We start from the raw sequence: 20156 nt of genomic DNA on the forward strand, positions 1-20156 counted from the left end.
ACCGCTCAGCCCTCGCGCAAAACCGTCAGCGGGCTGGCATTCAGCGCACGGCGCGTGCCGAACACCCCGGCACCGCCGATCAATGCGGCGCCGATCACAGGCAGCAGCAACAGCCAGGGGTGCGGTTGCCAGGCCAGGTCGAAGGCATAGCGGTACAGCACCCACGTCACCAACTCGGTACCCAGTGCCGCCAGCAAGCCGCTGACTGCGCCCAGCAAGCCAAACTCGATGCGCCGCGCCTTGACCAGCAGCTTGCGCTCCGCGCCCAGTGCCCGGAGCAGTGCACCTTGGCGAATACGCTCATCCAAGGTGGCTTGCAGGCCGGAGAACAGCACCGCCATCCCAGCGGCCAGCACAAACAACAACACGTACTCCACCGCCAGTGTCACTTGGGCGAGGATGCTGCGCAGTTGCTCCAGCAGCGCCTCGACCTGCAGGATGGTCACCGCCGGGAAGGCGCGGGACAGATCAACGATCTGCTGATCATGCCCTGGCGCGAGGTAGAAGCTGGTCAGGTAGGTGGCCGGCAGGTCCGTCAAGGTTCCCGGTTGGAAAATCATGAAGAAGTTCGGCTGGAAGTTATCCCAGTTGATGGTTCGCAGGCTGGCAACCCGCGCCTCACGGTTTTCCCCGGCGATGGTGAACACCAGGTGATCGTTCAACTTGAGCTTGAGGCTCTGCGCGACCTTGGCTTCTACCGAGACTCCGGGCATTCCATCGGGGGGTTGTTGCGACCACCATGAGCCTTCGGTCAGGGTATTGCCCGGCGGCAGGTCGGCGGCCCAGGTCAGGCTCAAGTCGCGTTGTACGGCGCGGTCACCGCTGGAGTCCTTGCTGACTATTTCCTGTACCGGCTCGCCATTGATACTGATCAACCGACCTGGCACGACCGGGTACAGCGGCGCGGATTGCGCCTGCACTTCCAGCAGGCGGGCACCAAAGGCGTCCTTATCGGCCGGCAGGATATTCAGGGCGAAATAGTTGGGGGCGTCCTTGGGCAGCTGGTTTTGCCAGGTGTCCAGCAATTCGCCACGCAGCAGGGCGATCAAGCCCATGGACAACAGGATCAGGCCGAACGCCAGGGACTGGCCCGCCGCCGCCAGCGGGTGGCGCAGCAATTGGCCCAGGCCCAGGCGCCACGGCAGGGACGCCCGGGCCAACAGACGTCGCAGGCTTTGCAACAGCAGCAGAAGCAAGCCCCCCAGAACCAGCGCGGCGACCACGCCGCCGCCCAGCAGGGCGAAGGTCAGCACCAGGTCGAGGCTCAGGCGCCACATGATCAGGCCCAGGGCGAACAACGCGGCGCCGTAGACCATCCAGGTGCTGGACGGGATAGGCAGCAGGTCGCGCCTCAGCACTCGCAGCGGCGGTACGCGACCGAGGGCGGCCAACGGTGGCAGCGCGAATCCCGCGAGAGCAACCAGCCCGGTGCCGATCCCGGCAATGGCCGGCAACAGTCCACCAGGCGGAACATCCGCCGGCAACAGGTCGTGCAGGAAATAGAACAGGCCAAACTGTGCCAGCCAACCGAGCAGGGCGCCGGCCAGGCTCGCCAGCAACCCCAGTACGCTCAATTGCAGGCTGAACAGCAACATGGCCTCGAGTCGCGATAACCCAAGGCAACGTAGCAACGCACTGGCGTCGAAACGGCGGGTGGCAAAGCGGTTGGCCGACAGGGCCACGGCGACGCCGGCCAACAGCACGGCCACCAGGCTGGCCATGTTCAGGTAGCGCTCGGCTTTGCCCAGGGCGCCGCCGATCTGCTGGTTGCCGTCCCGTGAATCCTGAAGACGCTGGTTGGCAGCGAGCCCCGGCTTGATCAGGTCACGATAGGTTTGCAGCGCGGTGCTGGCCTGCGGGCCACGCCACAACTCGCGGTAGCTGACGCGACTGCCTGGCTGGACTACGCCGGTGGCGTCCAGGTCCGCCAGGTTGATCATCACCCTGGGCGTCAGGCTATAGAAGTTGCCGGCGCGATCCGGCTCGTAGGTCAGTACGCGTGCCAGGCGCAAGGTCTTCATACCCACATCGATAGTGTCGCCGACGTTCAGGTCCAGTGCCGTCAGCAGCCGCGACTCGACCCAGGCTTCACCGGGTTTCGGCCCGCCGCCCGGGGTTTCGTCCCCAAAGGGGGCTGCTGCGCTCTTGAGTTGACCGCGTAGCGGATACTGCTCATTGACCGCCTTGATGCTGGAGAGCTGGATACCATTATCGGTGGCAATGACGCTGGAAAACTCAACCACACGGGCGTGATCCAGGCCCAGTTCGGTCCCGGATCTGATTTGTTCGGGGCGTGCTGGTGAGCTGCCTTCGAGTACCAGGTCGGCGCCGAGGAACTCCGTGGCGCGCAACAGCATGGCGCCGTTGAGGCGGGCGCCGAAATAACCGATGGCGGTGCTGGCGGCCACGGCCACCAACAGGGCGAAGAACAACACACGCAATTCGCCGGCGCGGGCATCACGCAGTAATTGGCGCAGGGCAAGGCTGAACAGGCGCAACAGCGGCAAACGTGCCATCAAGGCTCCAGGGGGGCGACCATCAGGCCGGCTTCAAGGCGGATCAGGCGTCGGCAACGATGAGCCAGGCGCTCGTCATGGGTAACCAGCACCAGGGTCGTGCCGCTTTCTTTATTGAGCTCGAACAGCAGGTCGCTGATGCGCTCGCCGGTGTGGCTGTCGAGGTTGCCGGTGGGCTCATCGGCAAACAGCACGTCCGGTTCGGCGGCAAAGGCGCGGGCAATCGCTACCCGTTGCTGTTCGCCCCCGGAAAGCTGGCGTGGGGAGTGGGTCAGGCGCTGGCCGAGGCCCACGCGCTCCAGCAGGTGTCTGGCGCGTTCGCGGGCGTCCTTGCGGCCATCCAGCTCCAGCGGCAGCATGACGTTCTCCAGCGCATTGAGGCTGTCGAGCAGTTGGAACGACTGGAACACAAAGCCCACGTGTTCGGCACGGATGCGCGCGCGCTGGTCTTCGTCGAGGGTGCTGAGCGCCTGGCCGGCGAGGGTGACTTCACCGCTGCTGGGCAGGTCGAGGCCGGCGAGCAGACCGAGGAGGGTGGATTTACCGGAACCGGAGCTGCCGACGATAGCCAGGCTATCGCCCTTGTTCAGTTCCAGGCTCAGTTCGTGCAGGATAGTCAGTTCACCTTCCGCGCTGGGAACCACTTTGCTGAGGTTCCGCGCGGTGAGAATGCTTGCGCCCATGGAGAATCCGATGCGAATGTGGTTTTTGAGTGCTGGCCTGGCCTTGATGTGCATGGCCCAGAACGCAGCGGCGGGTACAGTCCTGATCGTTGGCGATAGTATCAGTGCCGGTTTCGGCCTGGATACCAGCAAAGGGTGGGTCGCATTGCTGCAGCAACGGCTCAAGAAGGAAGGTTTCGACGATAAAGTGGTCAATGCCTCCATCAGCGGCGACACCAGTGCCGGAGGCCTCGCGCGCCTGCCGGCGGCGCTCGCAGCGCATAAGCCGGACGTGGTGGTGATCGAATTGGGTGGTAACGACGGCTTGCGCGGGCAGCCGCCGGCGCAATTGCAACAAAATCTTGCGTCGATGATCGAGCAGTCCCAGGCCAGCGGTGCGAAGGTACTGTTGCTGGGCATGCAGATTCCGCCCAATTACGGGAAGCGCTATGTCGATGCATTCGCCAAGGTATTCAATGACGTCGCAACGGCTAAAAAGGTGCCGTTGGTGCCATTTTTCCTGGAGGGTATCGGTGGCAACCCGGCGTTGATGCAGGCTGATGGACTGCACCCGGCTGTCGGCGCCCAGGGCAAATTGCTGGAAAATGTCTGGCCGACGCTAAAACCGCTGCTATGACGCTTTTCTACCGGCAGGCTTTCGGCTAAGGTGGCGCCCCCTCGATCTGGAGCCCCCGATGTCGCGTCCTGCCTGGTCCCTGTTTAACTACCAACTGATCGAGCCGGACGAGCAGCTGGATCTGTTCGCCTGTCAGGAAGTGCGGGTGCATCTGGTGACGCGTCAATTGGAACTGGGCGGCTCCATCGATCGCACCCTGTGCGGTACGTTATTGCCGGCGCAGCCGCGTTGGTCCCTGGTCGACCGTTCGATTTTCCAGGACCAGCGCCTGTGCCCTTTGTGCCGGGCGATCCTGGAGTCGCAGAAGCGTGGCACGCCGCCAATCTGGCCCGAGTTGCGTTTCGAGTTGTAGGGGGCAGCTAGAAGTCCGCTTCACGTATACAATCGATTTTTACCTACCCGTCGTTCTGCGAAGGATTTTCCGGATGTTGTCGCGCCTTTCCGTCGTCACCTGCTGCCTGTCTCTTGCTGCCTTGTGTGCGGCCGGTCCTGCCGCCGCCTTGCAGTTGCCCCTGCCGCCACCCGGCGAAGACATCGTCGGGCAGGTCCAGGTGATCAAGGCCAAGTACGAAGACACCTTTGCCGACCTGGGTACCACCTACGACCTGGGCTATTCGGAAATGGTCGCGGCCAATCCGGGCGTCGATGCCTGGTTGCCGGGGGCGGGGACCGAGATCGTCCTGCCGACACGCTTCATCCTGCCGCCGGGCCCCCGTGAGGGCATCGTGATCAACCTGGCGGAATACCGGCTCTACTACTTCCCCAAGGGGCAGGATGTGGTCTACACCTTCCCGCTTGGGATTGGCCGTGAAGGCTGGGGCTCGCCCATTGCGCACACCAGCATCATCGCCAAGACGCCGAATCCGACCTGGACGCCGCCGGCCTCGATCAAGGCCGAGCACGCCGCCAACGGCGACCCGTTGCCCAATGTGGTGCCGGCCGGCCCGGACAATCCCCTGGGGCCGTTCAAGTTCACCCTGGGGACGCCGGGTTACCTCATCCACGGTTCCAACATGAAGTTCGGCATCGGTACCCGTACCAGCCACGGTTGCTTCCGCATGTTCAACAACAACGTACTGGAAATGGCCGGCATGGTCCCGGTGGGGACGTCGGTGCGCATCATCAACGATGCCTACAAGTTCGGCAGCAGCGGCGGCAAGGTCTATCTCGAGGCGCATACGCCCTTGAACGACGATGGCACGCCGTCGGTGGTCGATAAGCACACAGCGGTGATCAATGCCTTGCTCAAGCGTGAAGACCTGGCCAATAACCTGCGGGTGAACTGGGATCAGGTGCGTGATGTCGTCGCGGCCGAAGATGGCCTGCCCACCGAGATCGGTGTGCCAGGTGGTGCACCGATAGCTTCCAGCGCGCCGATCGACCTGCAGCAATAAGCGTCCGGTCCGCTGCTGAGCCCGCCACGGCCTTGCGCTGTGGCGGGCTTTTTATTGCGCGGGGTTCTGGGCCGAATCGCAGGCAATAAAAAGCCGATCCAAGAATGGATCGGCTTGATAACAATCCCGAGGGATTATTACTTGCGGCTAGCTTTCTCAAGCATACGCAGAGCGCGCTCGTTAGCTTCGTCAGCAGTCTGTTGTGCTTTTTGGGCAGCAGCCAGAGCTTCATCGGCTTTACGGTAGGCTTCGTCTGCACGGGCCTGGGAGCGAGCTGCTGCGTCTTCAGTTGCAGTCAGACGAGCTTCGGTTTCTTTGGAGACGCTGCTGCAACCGGTAGCCAGAACTGCGGCCAGAGCCAGAGCAGAGAATTTCAGAACGTTGTTCATCGTGTTCCCCTTCAAGGACTTTCTATTAAATGGCTACTTTCTCAGAGTGAGCTAATAGCCGGCGTACATACTACCCATTACTTGTAGTAAGTAAACTGACGTAGCGCAAGAAGCAAAAAAAATTCTTGTGCCGAATCTATTTTGGCTAATCTTTTGGACATTCGTATAAAAACCGTACAGTTTTTTGCAGTCTGATGGAGATTGGATCCAGGCTGAGAAGGCCGGCCCGCATGTGTTAAGCCTTGTAAATAGATGAAATTTTATATATCGAGGCTGACACTTTCGTTTGGCTGGCCTTTACCACGCCCCGCATCTTTTGTGCATGTAGAGGTGACTTTAAGAGCGTCTGTTCGTCTCAAGGTTCAACTGCCGGCAATGTTCAGGCCTTCGATCACCGGTTGATCGAGGCCCTTTCTATATCCGCCAGCGGCAGGGATGACGGGCGCGCCTTGAGCAATTACAGGATTGGTGCCTACTATTCCCTACGTGCTGGTTGTGAGCGCTCAAGGTTTTCTCGTTGTCGAAACCGGCACGGGGTGGCGTAGATGTTCCTTCGCCGGAAAAACATCGGTAAGGTAGGGGTCAGAATCCAAGACCCGCGAGGAGTAGTGATGAGCGAGGCGTTGTCCATCCACCATGACCAGGCTGGTCATCAGTTCGAGACCAATGTGGACGGTCATCGTGCCTATCTGACCTATATGGACCTCGGGAAGCAGACCCTGGACATCTATCGGACCTTCGTGCCCAACGCACTGCGCGGCCGTGGCATTGCAGCTGCGTTGACCGAGGAAGCGTTGAAGTTTGCCGAAGAGCAAGGCTACACGGTGATCCCGTCATGCTCCTATGTCGAACGCTACATGGAGCGCCACCAGCGCCATGCCGCGAAGCTATAACGCACAACATAAAACGCAGCATGAAAAACGCCGGGCTCAGCCCGGCGTTTTTGTGTGCGCATCTTTCAAATACAGGTTCAGCTGCGTTTGCGTTTCGGCAATACGTCCTTGAGCTTGGCGTGCATGCTGCGCAGGGTGTTCTCGGTGGCGGACCAGTCGATGCAGGCATCGGTGATCGACACGCCGTACTGCAAGTCGGCCAGGTCCTTTGGAATCGCCTGGCAGCCCCAGTTCAGGTGGCTCTCGACCATCAGGCCGATAATCGACTGGTTGCCTTCGAGGATCTGGTTGGCGACGTTTTCCATCACCAGCGGCTGCAGCGCCGGGTCCTTGTTGGAGTTGGCGTGGCTGCAGTCGACCATGATGTTCGGCTTGATCCTGGCCTTGTTCAGCGCCTGCTCGCAGAGCGCAACGCTGACCGAGTCATAGTTGGGCTTGCCATTGCCGCCGCGCAACACCACGTGACCGTAGGCATTGCCCTTGGTGGTGACGATGGAGACGCCGCCTTCCTGGTTGATACCCAGGAAACGGTGAGGACTGGAGACCGATTGCAGCGCGTTGATCGCCACGGTCAGGCCGCCGTCGGTGCCGTTCTTGAAGCCTACGGCCGAAGACAGGCCGGATGCCATTTCGCGGTGGGTCTGCGACTCGGTGGTGCGCGCGCCGATGGCCGACCAGCTGATCAGGTCCTGCAGGTACTGCGGGGAGATCGGGTCGAGGGCTTCGGTGGCGGTGGGCAGGCCCATTTCGGCCAGGTCCAGCAGCAATTTACGACCGATGTGCAAACCGTCCTGGATCTTGAACGAGTCGTCCAGGTACGGGTCGTTGATCAAGCCTTTCCAGCCCACGGTGGTACGCGGCTTCTCGAAATACACGCGCATCACCAGGTACAAGGTGTCGGACACTTCTGCCGCCAGCACTTTGAGGCGCTCGGCGTATTCGTGGGCAGCCTTGAGGTCGTGGATCGAGCAAGGCCCGATCACGACGAAGAGGCGGTGGTCGGTGCCATCGAGAATGTCACGGATGACTTCGCGGCCTTTGGTGACGGTCTGCAGGGCAGCGTCGCTCAGAGGGATTTCGCGCTTGAGCTGATCGGGTGTGATCAGGGTCTCGTTGGATTCGACGTTTAGGTCATTGATCGGTAAATCAGCCATCGTGTTACTCGCCAGGGTCACGGGTGCCGGCCGCCAGCCATCCCCGTGCGGCGGGCACAGCATGATTTGAATGCAGGGGGGAGGAACCTTAGCGCGTAACACGGGCCCGCGACAATGGGCAAAGCCCGCTTTAATCCAGCGCTGGCCGCACAAACGTCTCATGGGCGAACTCGCCGGCATGGCGCGCCACCCACTCACGGGCCAGGGCTTCGAGTTGCTGCGGGGTCGGCTCGGCATCTTCGTGCTGGCGGCAGTAGCGCTCTATCCGGCATGCTTGCTCACCCATTCGCGCACCGAACAACGCATGTTCATCGGTAAACGAAATGCCCACGCGGTAGCCGTTTTCCACCTTGCGACACCACGCCACATACCCCGGATATCGGGCCGTGGCGCCCAGGGAGGGAATGTGCAGGTCAACGGCCGTGCCCTGGCGCCATGCGCGGGGCCAATTGCAGGCAACGCCGCCCAGGCCGATAGTGTGCAGGCGTTGGCGGGGGATGGCGGGAGAGGGGCGTTGGATTAACTCGACAGCGACATCATCAGGGTGAGGTAAAAAACGACCCATGTACACGGACTCCGAGCACCGTCCAGTTGACGGCGGTGGCAGCAGTATAGTGAAGGAACTGGAATTGACCGACCTGGATATTGACCAGCAATTGCTGGGATTGCCAGGTATTTCGCTGGTGGTGTTCACCAGCGTGGGGTGTTCCAGTTGCCGTTGGGCACGCCAGCAGTTGCCGGGCTGGCGTTTGCCGGTGGACCGCGTGTGCTGGGTGGATGCCGGGCACAATGGCGGTGCGGTCGAACGCTACCAGATCTTTCATTTGCCGGCGTTGTTCGTGGTGTGCGAGGGTCAGTTCCTCGGGCAAATACAGACACGTCTTACGCTTTCTGACCTGACCGAAACCATTGACCAAGCACTTAGCCGCACTCCGGAGGAACTGCCATGACAGTACAGTCGCCACGTATCGGTATTATCGGCACCGGCGCCATCGGTGGCTTCTATGGCGTGATGCTGGCACGCGCGGGCTTCGACGTGCACTTCCTGCTGCGCAGCGAATACGCGGCGGTCAGCGAGCACGGCCTGCGCGTCAATAGCAGTGTGCATGGCAACCTGCAACTGCGCCCGGTGCAGGCCTACGCCCATGCCGCGGACATGCCGCCGTGCGATTGGTTGCTGGTGGGCACCAAGTCCACCGGCAATGTCGAGCTGGCCCCGACCCTCGCCCAGGTCGCGGCGCCGGACGCCAAGGTGGTGTTGCTGCAAAACGGCCTGGATGTCGAAGACAGTCTGCGTGAACACCTGCCGCCATCCCTGCATCTACTGGGCGGGCTGTGCTACATCGGCGTACACCGCTCCGCGCCTGGCGTCGTCGAGCATCAGGCGTTGGGCCGGGTCAACCTGGGCTACCACAGCGGCACGGCCGCCAACGATGAGGCCCGCCAGAAGGCTATTGTCGAAGCCGGTGCCGCGTTGTTTCATAAGGCCGGCATCGAGTCCCAGGCCATGGCCAATGTGCATCAGGCCCGCTGGCACAAGCTGGTGTGGAACGTGCCCTACAACGGCCTCTCGGTGTTGCTGGGCACGGGTACCACGGCAATGATGGCGGACGAATCCAGCCGCGAGCTGATCCAGGCGCTGATGGCCGAAGTGGTGCAGGGCGCCCATGCCTGCGGCCATGAAATCCCCGGCAGTTATGCCGAGCAGATGTTCGCCATGACGGAAACCATGGACGATTACCTGCCCAGCATGTACCACGACCATATACACAAACGCCCGCTGGAACTGGCGGCGATCTATGGGCGACCGCTTGCTGCCGCCAAGGCCGCGGGTTGCGAATTGCCACGAATGCAGGCGCTGTACCAGGCCTTGAGCTTTATTGATCGGCATAACCGCTGATTCGGGGGACGTACCATGGCAAAGGGATTGGGCGACAAACTGGTGCTGGCGATTTCCTCGCGGGCACTGTTCGACCTGAGCGACAGCCACAAGGTCTACCTGGCCCAAGGGGTGGAGGCCTACCGTAAATACCAGATCGAACACGAGGAAGAGATCCTCGAGCCCGGTGACGCCTTTCCGCTGGTCAAGAAGCTGCTGAGCCTCAATGCCAGCCTGGGCCGTGCTCGGGTCGAGGTGGTACTGGTATCGCGCAACAGTGCCGACACCGGCTTGCGCGTGTTCAACTCCATCCAGCATTACGGCCTGGATATTTCCCGCGCAGCCTTTGTCGGTGGGCGTAGTCCTTATCCCTATTTGGCGGCGTTTGGCTGTCACCTGTTTCTTTCCACCCATGCTGAAGATGTACGCAGTGCCCTCGATGCCGGCTTTGCCGCCGCGACGATTCTGTCGGGCGGTCCGCGCCGGGCGTCCAGCGAAGAGCTGCGGATTGCCTTTGACGGTGACGCGGTGCTGTTCTCCGATGAATCGGAGCGCGTGTACCAGGCCGGCGGGCTGGAGGCGTTCCAGGCCAGCGAGCGCGAGTCGGCACGCCAGCCTTTGCACGGTGGCCCCTTCAAGGGTTTCCTGGCGGCACTCAACTTGTTGCAGCGTGAGTTTCCAGACGAGGCCTGCCCGATCCGCACAGCCTTGGTCACCGCCCGTTCGGCGCCTTCCCACGAGCGGGTGATCCGGACCTTGCGTGAGTGGGACATCCGCCTGGATGAGTCACTGTTTCTCGGCGGCCTGGAAAAGTCCGCATTCCTGGAGGCGTTTGCCGCGGATGTGTTTTTCGATGACCAGGCCGGTCACTGCGAGAAAGCCAGGGAGGTGGTGGCCACCGGGCATGTGCCCCATGGCATCAGTAACGAGGTGAGGATTCAGGCCGAGACTTAGGGGCGCTGCTAAGCTCATTCAATCTCCTCCATCCTGGCCGTCCGGGAGGTTTTATGATTCGTTCGATGCTGTACGCCACGGACCTTGGTCTGTACGCGCCGTATGTGATGCAACATGCACTGGCGCTGGCGCGGACGTTCAAGGCTGACCTGGATGTGATTCATGTGGTCGAGCCCATCGGGTTGTTCGCCGAATCGGTGTTGCAGAGCTACCTTGATGAGAAGGCCTTGAGTGAGTGGCAGAGCCAGGGGCTGAGCACTGTCATGGCGACCATCGAGCAGCGGGTGCTGGACAGTTTTCGCGAAGAGTTGGGGGACGGGGGGCAAGACCTGGAACTGATTCGCTCGGTACGGGTGATCCAGGGCGACCCGTGCGAAGTGATACTCGAGCAGTTGCGCAAACTGTCCGTAGACCTGTTGGTGGTCGGCAGCCACAGCCATGCCACGGCGGCCGCCACACCGCTTGGGCGTACCGCCGCACGGGTGCTGCAGTTGTCTAGCGTGCCGGTTTACCTGGTGCCTGCGTTACAGCGTCGACGCAGTGATGACATGTGATGGGTAAAAAACGATAAAAAGTTCTAGATTTATCCGTCAAACCTTTAATATAGTTATATACCGTCGCTGATACCCGTGGCGTCTATCTGCTTTGAGGGACACATATGAAGCTTCAACAACTGCGCTACATCTGGGAAGTGGCGCACCACGACCTCAACGTTTCCGCTACCGCTCAAAGCCTTTACACCTCCCAACCCGGTATCAGCAAGCAGATCCGCCTGCTCGAAGACGAGCTGGGCGTCGAAGTGTTCGCGCGCAGCGGCAAGCACCTCACCCGTGTCACCCCGGCCGGTGAACGCATCATCACTACCGCCGGCGAGATCCTGCGCAAAGTCGAGAGCATCAAGCAGATCGCCCAGGAATTCTCCAACGAGAAGAAAGGCACCTTGTCGATTGCCACGACCCACACCCAGGCGCGTTACGCATTGCCGCCGGTGATCCGCGATTTCATCAAGCAATACCCGGACGTGGCGCTGCACATGCATCAAGGCTCGCCGATGCAGATCGCCGAGATGGCCGCCGACGGCACCGTCGACTTTGCCATCGCCACCGAAGCCCTGGAGCTGTTCGGTGACCTGGTGATGATGCCGTGCTACCGCTGGAACCGTTGCGTCGTCGTGCCCCAGGGCCACCCATTGGCAAAGTTGCCGAAGCTGACCCTGGAAGCCCTGGCCGAATACCCGATCGTCACCTACGTCTTCGGTTTCACCGGCCGCTCCAAGCTCGACGAAGCCTTCAGCCATCGTGGCCTCACGCCGAAAGTGGTGTTCACCGCCGCCGACGCCGACGTCATCAAGACCTATGTGCGCCTGGGCCTGGGCGTGGGCATCGTCGCCAAGATGGCCGTCGATACCAACCTCGATAAAGACCTGGTGGTGCTGGATGCCAGCGAGCTGTTTGAGTCCAGTGTGACCAAGATCGGCTTCCGCCGTGGCACCTTCCTGCGGGGCTTCATGTGCGACTTTATCGAGAAGTTCGCCCCGCACCTGACCCGCGAAGTCATGGCCAAGGCGATCCAGTGCCACAACAAGCAGGAACTGGAAGAGCTGTTCGACGGCGTGGAATTGCCCGTCCATTAAGGGGGTTATTTGGCCTCGGTAACCGTAAAGTGTTGCCGGGCGCCTGCCACCAGAATATCCACCTCATCACCTTCGTACTTGCCCAGCAGGCTTTTGCCCAAGGGTGAACGCGGGGTGATGACGGTCACCGGTTGCCCGACCACGTCCACCTTCAAACCCGCCGCATCCGGTGCCAGGAACAGCCACTGCTGGCGGCCGTTCTCGTCTTCCAGGCCCAGCAATGTGCCGACTTCTATGCCACGTTGATCATCGTACGCACGCAGTGGCAGGTTCTGGCACAGCGCCAGCGCCTGCTTGATTTCCTCGACGCGCCTGGCTTGCCCGGCTGCCAGGTAAGACGCCTCCAGCCCGAGGGTGTCGTATTTGTTTTCGGCGATATTTTCTTCGTGGGTCGCGGTTTCGTAGGCGGTCTGCGCGGCGCGCTGGGCGATGTCGAGGTCGACCGTGAGTTTTTCCAGGATCAGCTGGTGAACGGCGTGTTTATTCATGGTCATCAATCGCAGAATTGCAGGACATTGGCCCGGGTCTTTTCATTCGGTGCGTTCTGGTCCTGCTGCAGCCAGAACTGGCATTTTGGGTTGGACAGGTTGCGTGCGTTATTGCGGGCCTGGTCCAGGGCCTGCTGTTGTTCCTGCTTCTGCAGGTTCTGTTGGTACTGCTCGAACATACGGTTCGGCGGCTCCGGCGCAACCGCTGCAGGTTTGCCCAGTTGCTGAACGGCCTGGGCTACAGGCGCCAGGCTCTGCGGGAACAGATAGCGCGACGCCAGCCAACTGGTCAGCGCAATGGCGATAAATCCCAGCCACAGCCCCAGGGCAACGGCGAGCGTGAGCTTGGGCAGCGACATAGGCGCGCTAGAGGACATGATGAGCTCCTTGAAGGACAACGTAGGTACCGTCTTATCCACCCCACGCAAATCCGGGGGTGTTGATGGCGATTGTCGCACAGCCACTGTGCAGAATAATCGCGATCAAGCCTTCTGCATTGGCGCATTTATGCGGACAATCGAGCCTTTGAGCGTTGGAGCGCGGAATGAAAGCCCGCTGGGATATTTTTTGCAGCGTCGTCGATAACTATGGCGACATCGGCGTGACCTGGCGCCTGGCCCGGCAATTGGTGGCGGAGCAGGGCTGCGAGGTGCGCTTGTGGGTCGACGACCTGCGCGCCTTCGAGCGTATGTGTCCGGAGATTGATGTGCGCCTGGACCAGCAATGGCAAGAGGGTGTCGATGTGCGCCATTGGCCGGCCGTGTGGTCGAGCGCACCGGCAGCCGATGTGGTGATCGCCGCCTTCGCCTGCCAGTTGCCGCCTGACTACATGGAAGCCATGGCCGCGCGTGAACGCACGCCGTTGTGGATGAACCTGGATTACCTCAGTGCCGAAGACTGGGTAGTGGGGTGCCATCGGTTGCCGTCGGTGAAGTTCAAGGGTGTGCAGAAGTACTTCTTTTTTCCGGGTTTCCGACCCGGCACCGGGGGGCTGTTACGCGAGGCAGGGTTGCTGGAGCAGCGTCAGGCGTTTCAGCAGGATGCCGCTGCGCAGCGGCAATTCCTGCAAGCCTTGGGTGTGTTTCCGGCAGCTGGTGCGCGGCTGATCTCGTTGTTCGCCTACGAAAACGCCGGGCTGGCCAGTTGGCTGGATGCACTTTCGACCGACGGGCACACCACTCATCTCTTGGTGCCGGAAGGGCGCATCCTCGGTGATGTACAGCATTGGCTCGGTGTCGAAGGCCTGGCGGTGGGGGACGTCCATCAACGCAACGCCCTGACCGTGCAGGTGCTGCCGTTTGTGCGCCAGGAGCAATATGACCGCCTGCTGTGGTGTTGCGACTTCAACGCCGTGCGCGGCGAAGACTCGTTCGTGCGCGCCCAATGGGCCGGGCGGCCGCTGCTGTGGCACATCTATCGCCAGGACGAAGACATCCACCTGGACAAGCTCGACGCCTTCCTGGACCTGTACACCGCCGCGCTGTCACCGGCCGCAAAGGCTGCCCTGGTCGAGCTCTGGCAAGCCTGGAACACTGATGGCGATATGGCACAAGCGTGGAAAATGCTGCTGGCGCACTGGCCTGAGTTAAGCCAGCACGCGCAGACGTGGTGTCTGGAACAAGGCTTGCAGGCCGATCTTGCGACGGCGCTGGTACAGTTTTATGAAAGTTGGATATGATACGCGACCTTGATTTTTGTAATCCCATCCAAATTTCGGATATACGCAATGAAAACTGGTAAAGAACTGAAACCCGGTACAGTGATCCGTCTCGAAAACGACCCTTGGCTGGTTCAGAAAGCTGAGTTCACCAAGTCTGGTCGTAACAGCGCAATCATGAAGACCAAGCTGAAGAACCTGCTGACCGGTTACAAGACCGAGATCGTCTACAGCGCCGATGACAAACTGGACGACGTGATCCTCGACCGCAAGGAAGCGACCCTGTCCTTCATCAGCGGCGATACCTACACGTTCATGGACACCACCGACTACACCATGTACGAGCTGAACGCTGAAGATATCGAAGCTGTTCTGCCGTTCATCGAAGAAGGCATGGAAGACGTCTGCGAAGCTATTTTCTTCGAAGAGCGCCTGGTTTCCGTAGAGCTGCCGACCACTATCGTGCGTAAGGTTGCCTACACCGAAGGTTCCGCTCGCGGTGACACTTCGGGCAAAGTAATGAAGCCTGCCAAGCTGAGCAACGGTACCGAACTGCAAGTAGCCGATTTCATCGAAATTGACGACCTGATCGAGATCGACACCCGCGAAGGTGGTTCGTACAAAGGTCGCGCCAAGAAGTAATTCTGGCCCCGCCGATACGAAAAAAGCCCGACCTAGCGTCGGGCTTTTTCGTGGGCGCTGCTTTTTTACTTCAGGTGTTGCTTGAGCTCGTCGGATGCCTGCAGCAAGGCCGAACGCACCGCTGGTACCTGGCTGACCACATTGAGCAAGCCGTAGTCGTGGATCATGCCGTTGTAGCGCACGGCCGTCACTGGAACCCCGGCCTGGTCCAGCTTGCGCGCATAGGCTTCGCCTTCGTCACGCAACACGTCGGCACCGGCGGTCTGAATCAGCGCGGGCGGCAAGCCCTTGAGCTGATCCGCGGTCGCCCGCAGCGGCGAGGCGTAGATCTCGGCGCGCTGATTGGCGTCGGTGGTGTAGTTGTCCCAGAACCACTTCATCATGTTCCTGGTGAGGAAGTGCCCTTCGGCGTACTGGTTGTAGGACGCCGTCTCGAAATTGGCATCGGTCACCGGCCATAACAGCAGTTGGAACTTGATCGCAGGTGTGCCCTTGTCCTTGGCCATCAGGCTGACGACGGCTGCCATATTGCCGCCGACACTATTACCCGCGACCGCCAGGCGTTTGCCGTCGACGTTGATGTCCTTGCCATGCTCGGCGACCCACTTGGTTGCGCCGTAGGCTTGGTTGATCGCCACCGGATAGCGGGCTTCCGGTGAAGGCGTGTAGTTGACGAAGACCGCCACGGCCCCCGAACCCACCACCAGATCGCGCACCAGGCGCTCGTGAGTCGGGTAATCCCCCAACACCCAGCCGCCGCCGTGGAAGAACATGAACACCGGCAATGTGCCCTTGACCCCGGCTGGCCGCACGATGGTCAGGTCCAGCGGCTGGCCATCGACCTGAATGGTCTTCTGGCTCACGTCCGCCTTGGGCAGGGTCAACTTCACACCGGCCTGGGCACCCGTCAGTACGGCACGGGCTTGCGTGGGTGTCAGTTGTTCCATCGGTTTGCCAGTGCCGGCGTTCAACACATCCAGGAAGGCCTGGGTACTGTGTTCAACGTCGCCATTGGCGGCAAACGCGTGAGTGACGGACAGGGCGAGCAGGCTGCCGGTCAGCACGTTGGCAAATGTGTTCATGTTCTTCTCCAGTGACAGCGGCAGTGGTTAGACGGTTACGTGCAGGCGCACATCGACGTTGCCACGGGTGGCGTTGGAGTACGGGCAGACTTGGTGCGCAGCGTCGACCAGGCTTTGCGCATCGTCCTCGGCCAGGCCTGGCAGGCTGACGTGCAGGTCGATATCCAGGCCGAAACCGCCAGGGATCTGGCCGATGCCGACGTGGGCAGTGATCGAGGCATCATCCGGGATTTTGCGTTTGGTCTGGCTGGCGACGAATTTCAGGGCGCCGATAAAGCAGGCCGAGTAACCGGCGGCAAACAGTTGTTCCGGGTTGGTGGCCTGGCCGCCGGCGCCGCCCAATTCCTTGGGGGTGGAGAGTTTGACGTCGAGGATATTGTCGCTGGAAACAGCGCGACCATCACGGCCGCCGGTGGCGGTGGCTACTGCGGTATAGAGCGTTTGCATGGTGTCGTCCTCTTGGTTTTTAGCGCTAAAGTTTTGCGCGCTAAGTAGTTGGTGAGGTAAATGTATAGCGCTAATGTTTAGTGCGCAAGATAAATGTATAAATATTTTTCAGTCGCTGCAAACCAATGTGGGAGGGGGCTCGCTCCCGATAGCGGTGTTTCAGTCAAAAGATTCGTCGACTGATAAACCGTCATCGGGAGCAAGCCTCCTCCCACAGGTTGAGTGTTTTGCCGTGTTCAGATCGCGTTCTGCAGGTTGCCCCGCAACGCAAGCAAGTCAGCCTGCAGCTTGCGCAATTGGTCCAGCTCCAAACCGCTGGCGCCGAGAATGCACTGTGGAATACCCATGGCCTTTTCCTGCAAGGCGCGCCCGGCGCCGGTCAGTTCCACCACCACCACGCGCTCATCTTCACGGCTGCGGGTGCGGCTGAGCAGGCCTTCGGCTTCCAGGCGCTTGAGCAGTGGTGTCAGGGAGCCCGGGTCGGTCAGCAGGCGGCTGCTGATTTCTCCGACGGTCAAACCATCTTCTTCCCACAGCACCATCATGGCCAGATACTGCGGGTAGGTCAGGCCGAGGGCTTGCAGCAGCGGTTTGTAGACCTTGGTCATCAGCAGCGACGTGGAGTGCAGGGCGAAACACAGTTGGTTGTCCAGCAACAGGGATTCGCACGGGGCGGGATTTTTGCTCATGGTGGTGCCTCAAAAAAGCGTGTCTGCCTGGAATCTAGCGGGCAAATCTTTAATGCGCCAGATAATTTTGTGCGGGTGGTCAGACCAGTCCGCTTTGCAGGGCCAGATCCCAAGGCGGCACGGGGCTGAATCGGGACTTGAGGTATTCCAGCAGCAACCGGCTGCGCGCATTGGGCTGCTGTTCCAGGCGCAGTGCATAGATCCCGGTGGTCTCCGGGTTGGGCAGGCCGTCTTGGCAAAACAGCGGCAGTAACTCGCCGCGCACCAGGTACTCACTGGCCAGCCAGGTGGGGAGGTGGGCGATCCCCAGCCCGGCGAGGGCGCCCGATAACAACGCTTCAGCGTTGTTGGCGCTCATGCGGATGCGCCGCGGGCGATGCGTTGCACGTCGCCCGTCCAACTCGAAGCGCCACGCGAACATCGGCGCCAGGCCGTCCCAGTCCAGGCCGTCATGCTCGCTCAATTCGCGAGGGTGGGCCGGGGTGCCACGGCTTTTCAGGTAGGCCGGACTGGCGCAGGCGATGCGCACGATACTGGCCAGGGGCGTGGCGATCAGCCGTGTATCGACGATATGCCCGGCGCGCAGCACCAGGTCGACCTTGCCCAGATGCGCGCCCTGCATATCGACAAAGCTGTCGATCAGATGCAGGTGCACATCCAGCCCCGGGTACACATTCAGAAAGTCGGCGATCACGGGTGCCAGATGCCGTCGACCAAACGCTGCCGGTGCGTCCACGCGGATCAAGCCTTCGGGGGCATGGCTCAAGGAGACCGCTTCCGCCCGCGCCAGTTGCAGCTCGCTGACAATCCGTCGTGCCCGCTCGGCGAAGGCCAGGCCCGCCGGGGTCGGCACCACCGCGTGAGTGCTGCGCTGGAACAGGCGGCTGCCCACGGAGCTTTCCAGGCTGTCGATGCGCCGCGCCACCGCCGAAGGGGTCAGCGGATGGCGACGGGCTGCGGCAGAAAAGCTGCCGGTTTCCAGTACATCGAGAAACAGGCTCAGTTGATCGGTCAGCGTGTTGGGATTCATCGATGCGCGCTTATGCGAGATTGGCACAGCCATTGTGCGTTGCTGTGCGTTTCCGCGCCAGGGTCGACTGCGTAGCATGCAGGGCCTGGGAATGTGGAGTAGCGAGCGGTGTTGGATTTAGCGGTTTACCTGGTATTGGGCGTGGCCCTCGGCACGGTCGGTGGCCTGTTTGGTATTGGCGGTGGGCTGATTGCGATCCCGGTCCTCGGCGTATGGTTCGGCCTGGACCAACAACTTGCCCAAGGCACGGCGCTGGTGATGGTGGTGCCCAACGTGATGCTCGCCCTGTGGCGTTACCACCAGCGCAATCGCATCGAACTGCGCCACGCCCTGCCGTTGGGCATCATGGGCTTCAGCTTTGCCTGGCTCGGCTCGATCTGGGCCGTGGGGCTGGACGCAGGCGCCATGCGCATCGGCTTTATCGTGTTCCTGCTGACGCTTTCGGCTTACAACCTGCTGCGCATGTTCACGCGAAATGCACCGCCGACGGCACACATGCGTTATTCCTGGCCCTGGCTTGGCGTGTTGGGCGCGGCGTCCGGTTCCATGGGCGGTTTGTTTGGGGTGGGCGGCGCGGTGGTGGCCACGCCGGTACTGACCAGTGTGTTCGGCACCACCCAGGTGGTCGCCCAGGGCTTGTCCCTGGCCTTGGCCCTGCCCAGTACCGGGGTGACCCTGGTCACCTATGCCTGGCACCACGAAGTGGACTGGCTGATCGGCATCCCCCTGGCCGTCGGTGGCCTGCTCAGTATCAGTTGGGGCGTGAAAGTCGCCCACGCCCTGCCGGAAAGGCTGTTGCGCGGCCTGTTCTGCGGCTTCCTGGTGCTGTGTGCGGTAATGCTGACCTTTAAAGTCTGAAGCCTTCGAGAATGTACTCGGCCAGGCAATCGGTGATCGGTGAGGCCATCAGGGGGTTACGCAGCAAACGCAGGTTCATTGACGGCAAGGGCGGTAACCCTTCCTCGCTGCCGAGTATGCGCAGGTCTGCAGTCACCAGGCTTTCCATGCTGACCATGGCCGCCAAGCCCGCGCTGACGACTGCCTGGATCGCCGCCCCATTGGTGCTGTGATAGGCAAGGCGATAACTGCGCTCGACCGAATCCAGTGCCCCAAGGGCCCACTGGGTATAAAGGCAGTCAGCACCGGAAATCGCCAGGGGCAGGGCGTCGTGCTCGTCTACGCAAAAGCACGGTGCTGCGGCCCATACCATGCGTTCGGAACGCAACAGCTCCCCGACATCATTCCCGGGCTCTCGGCTGATCACGGTCAGGGCCAGGTCCCGGCGCTGCATCAGCACCGTGGACGCCTCGCAGTGCATCTCAATCTGGATCAGCGGGTATGCCTTGGAAAACCGCTGGAGAATCCCCGGCAGGAAGCGCATCACGTAGTCATCCGGTGTACCGATGCGTACCAGCCCCACCATATGCGGCTCGCGCAGGGTGTTGAAGACTTCGCTGTGCAATTTCAAGATACGCCGCGCATAGCCCAGCAGCACTTGGCCCTCGGGGGTAAGCCGCACTTGCCGGCCATCGCGCTCGAACAGTTTGCGCTGCAGCACGTCTTCTTCCAGGCGCTTCATCTGCATGCTCACCGCCGATTGGGTGCGGTTGACCCGTTCACCGGCGCGGGTGAAACCGCCTTGGTCGGCGATGGCGACGAAAGTGCGCAGTACCTCAGTGTCGATGCTCGGGTAGCCGGACAATTGATCAATCTCCGAGATGTATTGCATAAGAAACATTCGTTGGATTGATCTTAAGGCCAGGCACACACTCGCGTCATCCCCATTGGAGGGCGAGAAGATGAAAGGTCAAAGAGGCTTTGTGTTGATGGCAAAACGTCCGTTTTCCGGGCTGTTTCACAGGATTGCCCGTTGGCAGGCGCTGCATGGGGAGCGTCAGGTCCTGGCCAGCTTGAGCGATGATGCGCTCAAGGACATCGGGCTCAATCGCGGCGACGTTGAGCAGGATCGCCATCTGCATTTCTGGCAAGACCCGCTGCGAAAATGACGCC

25 protein-coding genes are annotated in these 20156 nt (G+C 61.2%); 13 read left to right on the top strand and 12 right to left on the bottom strand.

Going from position 1 to position 20156, the window contains the following annotated elements; translation table 11 throughout:
• Positions 1–5 precede the first annotated feature (5 nt).
• Together F6S08_RS09535 and F6S08_RS09540 are read right to left on the bottom strand one after the other, a co-directional pair.
• Entirely contained in the window at positions 6–2516 is a 2511-nt protein-coding gene (locus F6S08_RS09535) for an ABC transporter permease (protein ID WP_065924427.1), read from the bottom strand.
• The gene (locus F6S08_RS09540; protein WP_005786391.1) at positions 2516–3199 is read right to left on the bottom strand and encodes an ABC transporter ATP-binding protein; all 684 of its coding nucleotides are present in this window, start codon (positions 3197–3199) and stop codon (positions 2516–2518) included. The genes F6S08_RS09535 and F6S08_RS09540 overlap by 1 nt, the downstream gene beginning before the upstream one ends.
• A 10-nt stretch (positions 3200–3209) precedes the next feature.
• Here F6S08_RS09540 and F6S08_RS09545 point away from each other — a divergent pair, with 10 nt between their 5' ends.
• The 3 genes from F6S08_RS09545 (at position 3210) to F6S08_RS09555 (ending at position 5209) form a co-directional block, all read left to right on the top strand.
• A complete protein-coding gene (locus F6S08_RS09545; protein WP_027606974.1) occupies positions 3210–3815 on the top strand; it encodes an arylesterase in 606 nt (201 codons plus the stop codon).
• 58 nt (positions 3816–3873) lie between these two features.
• Positions 3874–4167 (top strand): hypothetical protein, encoded by a 294-nt coding sequence (locus tag F6S08_RS09550; RefSeq protein ID WP_003172705.1) that lies wholly within the window; start codon positions 3874–3876, stop codon positions 4165–4167.
• 73 nt (positions 4168–4240) lie between these two features.
• Positions 4241–5209, top strand: a complete 969-nt coding sequence (locus F6S08_RS09555; protein ID WP_065924428.1) for a L,D-transpeptidase family protein — start codon at positions 4241–4243, stop codon at positions 5207–5209.
• A 137-nt stretch (positions 5210–5346) separates the two neighbouring features.
• On the opposite strand, the gene oprI is transcribed toward F6S08_RS09555, so the two are convergent.
• Positions 5347–5598 carry an outer membrane lipoprotei OprI gene (gene oprI, locus F6S08_RS09560; protein ID WP_003172710.1) on the bottom strand — a complete coding sequence of 84 codons (252 nt, stop codon included), beginning with the start codon at positions 5596–5598 and terminating at the stop codon, positions 5347–5349.
• A 611-nt stretch (positions 5599–6209) separates the two neighbouring features.
• On the opposite strand from oprI, the gene F6S08_RS09565 reads away from it, so the two are divergent.
• On the top strand, positions 6210–6491 hold the full coding sequence (locus tag F6S08_RS09565) for a GNAT family N-acetyltransferase (RefSeq protein ID WP_027606976.1): 282 nt from the start codon (positions 6210–6212) through the stop codon (positions 6489–6491).
• A 77-nt stretch (positions 6492–6568) separates the two neighbouring features.
• Here F6S08_RS09565 and F6S08_RS09570 read toward each other — a convergent pair whose 3' ends face one another.
• Positions 6569–7645, bottom strand: coding sequence for a 3-deoxy-7-phosphoheptulonate synthase (locus tag F6S08_RS09570; protein WP_027606977.1), 1077 nt, complete (start codon positions 7643–7645; stop codon positions 6569–6571).
• A gap of 130 nt (positions 7646–7775) precedes the next feature.
• Positions 7776–8210 carry a PilZ domain-containing protein gene (locus tag F6S08_RS09575; protein ID WP_065924429.1) on the bottom strand — a complete coding sequence of 145 codons (435 nt, stop codon included), beginning with the start codon at positions 8208–8210 and terminating at the stop codon, positions 7776–7778.
• On the opposite strand from F6S08_RS09575, the gene F6S08_RS09580 reads away from it, so the two are divergent.
• From F6S08_RS09580 to cysB, 5 genes are all read left to right on the top strand, one after another.
• The gene (locus tag F6S08_RS09580; protein ID WP_027606979.1) at positions 8209–8595 is read left to right on the top strand and encodes a thioredoxin family protein; all 387 of its coding nucleotides are present in this window, start codon (positions 8209–8211) and stop codon (positions 8593–8595) included. The two genes, F6S08_RS09575 and F6S08_RS09580, sit on opposite strands and share 2 nt — an antisense overlap.
• On the top strand, positions 8592–9545 hold the full coding sequence (locus tag F6S08_RS09585; protein WP_315871333.1) for a putative 2-dehydropantoate 2-reductase: 954 nt from the start codon (positions 8592–8594) through the stop codon (positions 9543–9545). The genes F6S08_RS09580 and F6S08_RS09585 overlap by 4 nt, the downstream gene beginning before the upstream one ends.
• A 15-nt stretch (positions 9546–9560) precedes the next feature.
• Entirely contained in the window at positions 9561–10478 is a 918-nt protein-coding gene (locus F6S08_RS09590; protein WP_027606981.1) for a 5'-nucleotidase, read from the top strand.
• 53 nt (positions 10479–10531) lie between these two features.
• Positions 10532–11032: a universal stress protein gene (locus F6S08_RS09595; RefSeq protein WP_315871334.1), complete on the top strand. Its 501-nt coding sequence runs from the start codon at positions 10532–10534 to the stop codon at positions 11030–11032.
• A gap of 104 nt (positions 11033–11136) precedes the next feature.
• The gene (gene cysB, locus F6S08_RS09600; protein WP_003189876.1) at positions 11137–12111 is read left to right on the top strand and encodes an HTH-type transcriptional regulator CysB; all 975 of its coding nucleotides are present in this window, start codon (positions 11137–11139) and stop codon (positions 12109–12111) included.
• Positions 12112–12116: 5 nt separating this feature from the next.
• On the opposite strand, the gene F6S08_RS09605 is transcribed toward cysB, so the two are convergent.
• Both F6S08_RS09605 and F6S08_RS09610 read right to left on the bottom strand, forming a co-directional pair.
• Positions 12117–12599: a transcription elongation factor GreAB gene (locus F6S08_RS09605; RefSeq protein ID WP_315871335.1), complete on the bottom strand. Its 483-nt coding sequence runs from the start codon at positions 12597–12599 to the stop codon at positions 12117–12119.
• 5 nt (positions 12600–12604) lie between these two features.
• On the bottom strand, positions 12605–12976 hold the full coding sequence (locus F6S08_RS09610) for a hypothetical protein (protein ID WP_065947246.1): 372 nt from the start codon (positions 12974–12976) through the stop codon (positions 12605–12607).
• A gap of 167 nt (positions 12977–13143) precedes the next feature.
• Here F6S08_RS09610 and earP point away from each other — a divergent pair, with 167 nt between their 5' ends.
• Positions 13144–14277, top strand: coding sequence for an elongation factor P maturation arginine rhamnosyltransferase EarP (earP, locus tag F6S08_RS09615; protein ID WP_065924433.1), 1134 nt, complete (start codon positions 13144–13146; stop codon positions 14275–14277).
• Between the two features lie 48 nt (positions 14278–14325).
• A complete protein-coding gene (locus F6S08_RS09620) occupies positions 14326–14898 on the top strand; it encodes an elongation factor P (protein WP_003172723.1) in 573 nt (190 codons plus the stop codon).
• 65 nt (positions 14899–14963) lie between these two features.
• On the opposite strand, the gene F6S08_RS09625 is transcribed toward F6S08_RS09620, so the two are convergent.
• The 4 genes from F6S08_RS09625 to F6S08_RS09640 all read right to left on the bottom strand — a co-directional run bounded on the left by F6S08_RS09625 (position 14964) and on the right by F6S08_RS09640 (position 18146).
• The gene (locus tag F6S08_RS09625; RefSeq protein WP_074844657.1) at positions 14964–15980 is read right to left on the bottom strand and encodes an alpha/beta hydrolase; all 1017 of its coding nucleotides are present in this window, start codon (positions 15978–15980) and stop codon (positions 14964–14966) included.
• A 27-nt stretch (positions 15981–16007) separates the two neighbouring features.
• Complete coding sequence (locus F6S08_RS09630) at positions 16008–16427, bottom strand: organic hydroperoxide resistance protein (RefSeq protein WP_027606987.1); 420 nt, start codon at positions 16425–16427, stop codon at positions 16008–16010.
• 236 nt (positions 16428–16663) lie between these two features.
• Positions 16664–17116: a MarR family winged helix-turn-helix transcriptional regulator gene (locus F6S08_RS09635; protein WP_027606988.1), complete on the bottom strand. Its 453-nt coding sequence runs from the start codon at positions 17114–17116 to the stop codon at positions 16664–16666.
• Between the two features lie 79 nt (positions 17117–17195).
• A complete protein-coding gene (locus F6S08_RS09640; protein ID WP_065924436.1) occupies positions 17196–18146 on the bottom strand; it encodes a LysR family transcriptional regulator in 951 nt (316 codons plus the stop codon).
• 108 nt (positions 18147–18254) lie between these two features.
• Here F6S08_RS09640 and F6S08_RS09645 point away from each other — a divergent pair, with 108 nt between their 5' ends.
• Positions 18255–19004, top strand: a complete 750-nt coding sequence (locus F6S08_RS09645) for a sulfite exporter TauE/SafE family protein (protein WP_027606990.1) — start codon at positions 18255–18257, stop codon at positions 19002–19004.
• Here the strand turns inward: F6S08_RS09645 and F6S08_RS09650 are convergent.
• Positions 18994–19875 carry a LysR family transcriptional regulator gene (locus F6S08_RS09650; protein WP_065924438.1) on the bottom strand — a complete coding sequence of 294 codons (882 nt, stop codon included), beginning with the start codon at positions 19873–19875 and terminating at the stop codon, positions 18994–18996. The two genes, F6S08_RS09645 and F6S08_RS09650, sit on opposite strands and share 11 nt — an antisense overlap.
• A 70-nt stretch (positions 19876–19945) precedes the next feature.
• Between F6S08_RS09650 and F6S08_RS09655 the strand changes: the two genes are divergently transcribed.
• A complete protein-coding gene (locus F6S08_RS09655; RefSeq protein WP_065924439.1) occupies positions 19946–20152 on the top strand; it encodes a DUF1127 domain-containing protein in 207 nt (68 codons plus the stop codon).
• Positions 20153–20156 lie beyond the last annotated feature (4 nt).

It is taken from the genome of Pseudomonas sp. JV449 (assembly GCF_032424295.1).
Classification (GTDB): Bacteria; Pseudomonadota; Gammaproteobacteria; order Pseudomonadales; family Pseudomonadaceae; genus Aquipseudomonas; species Aquipseudomonas marginalis.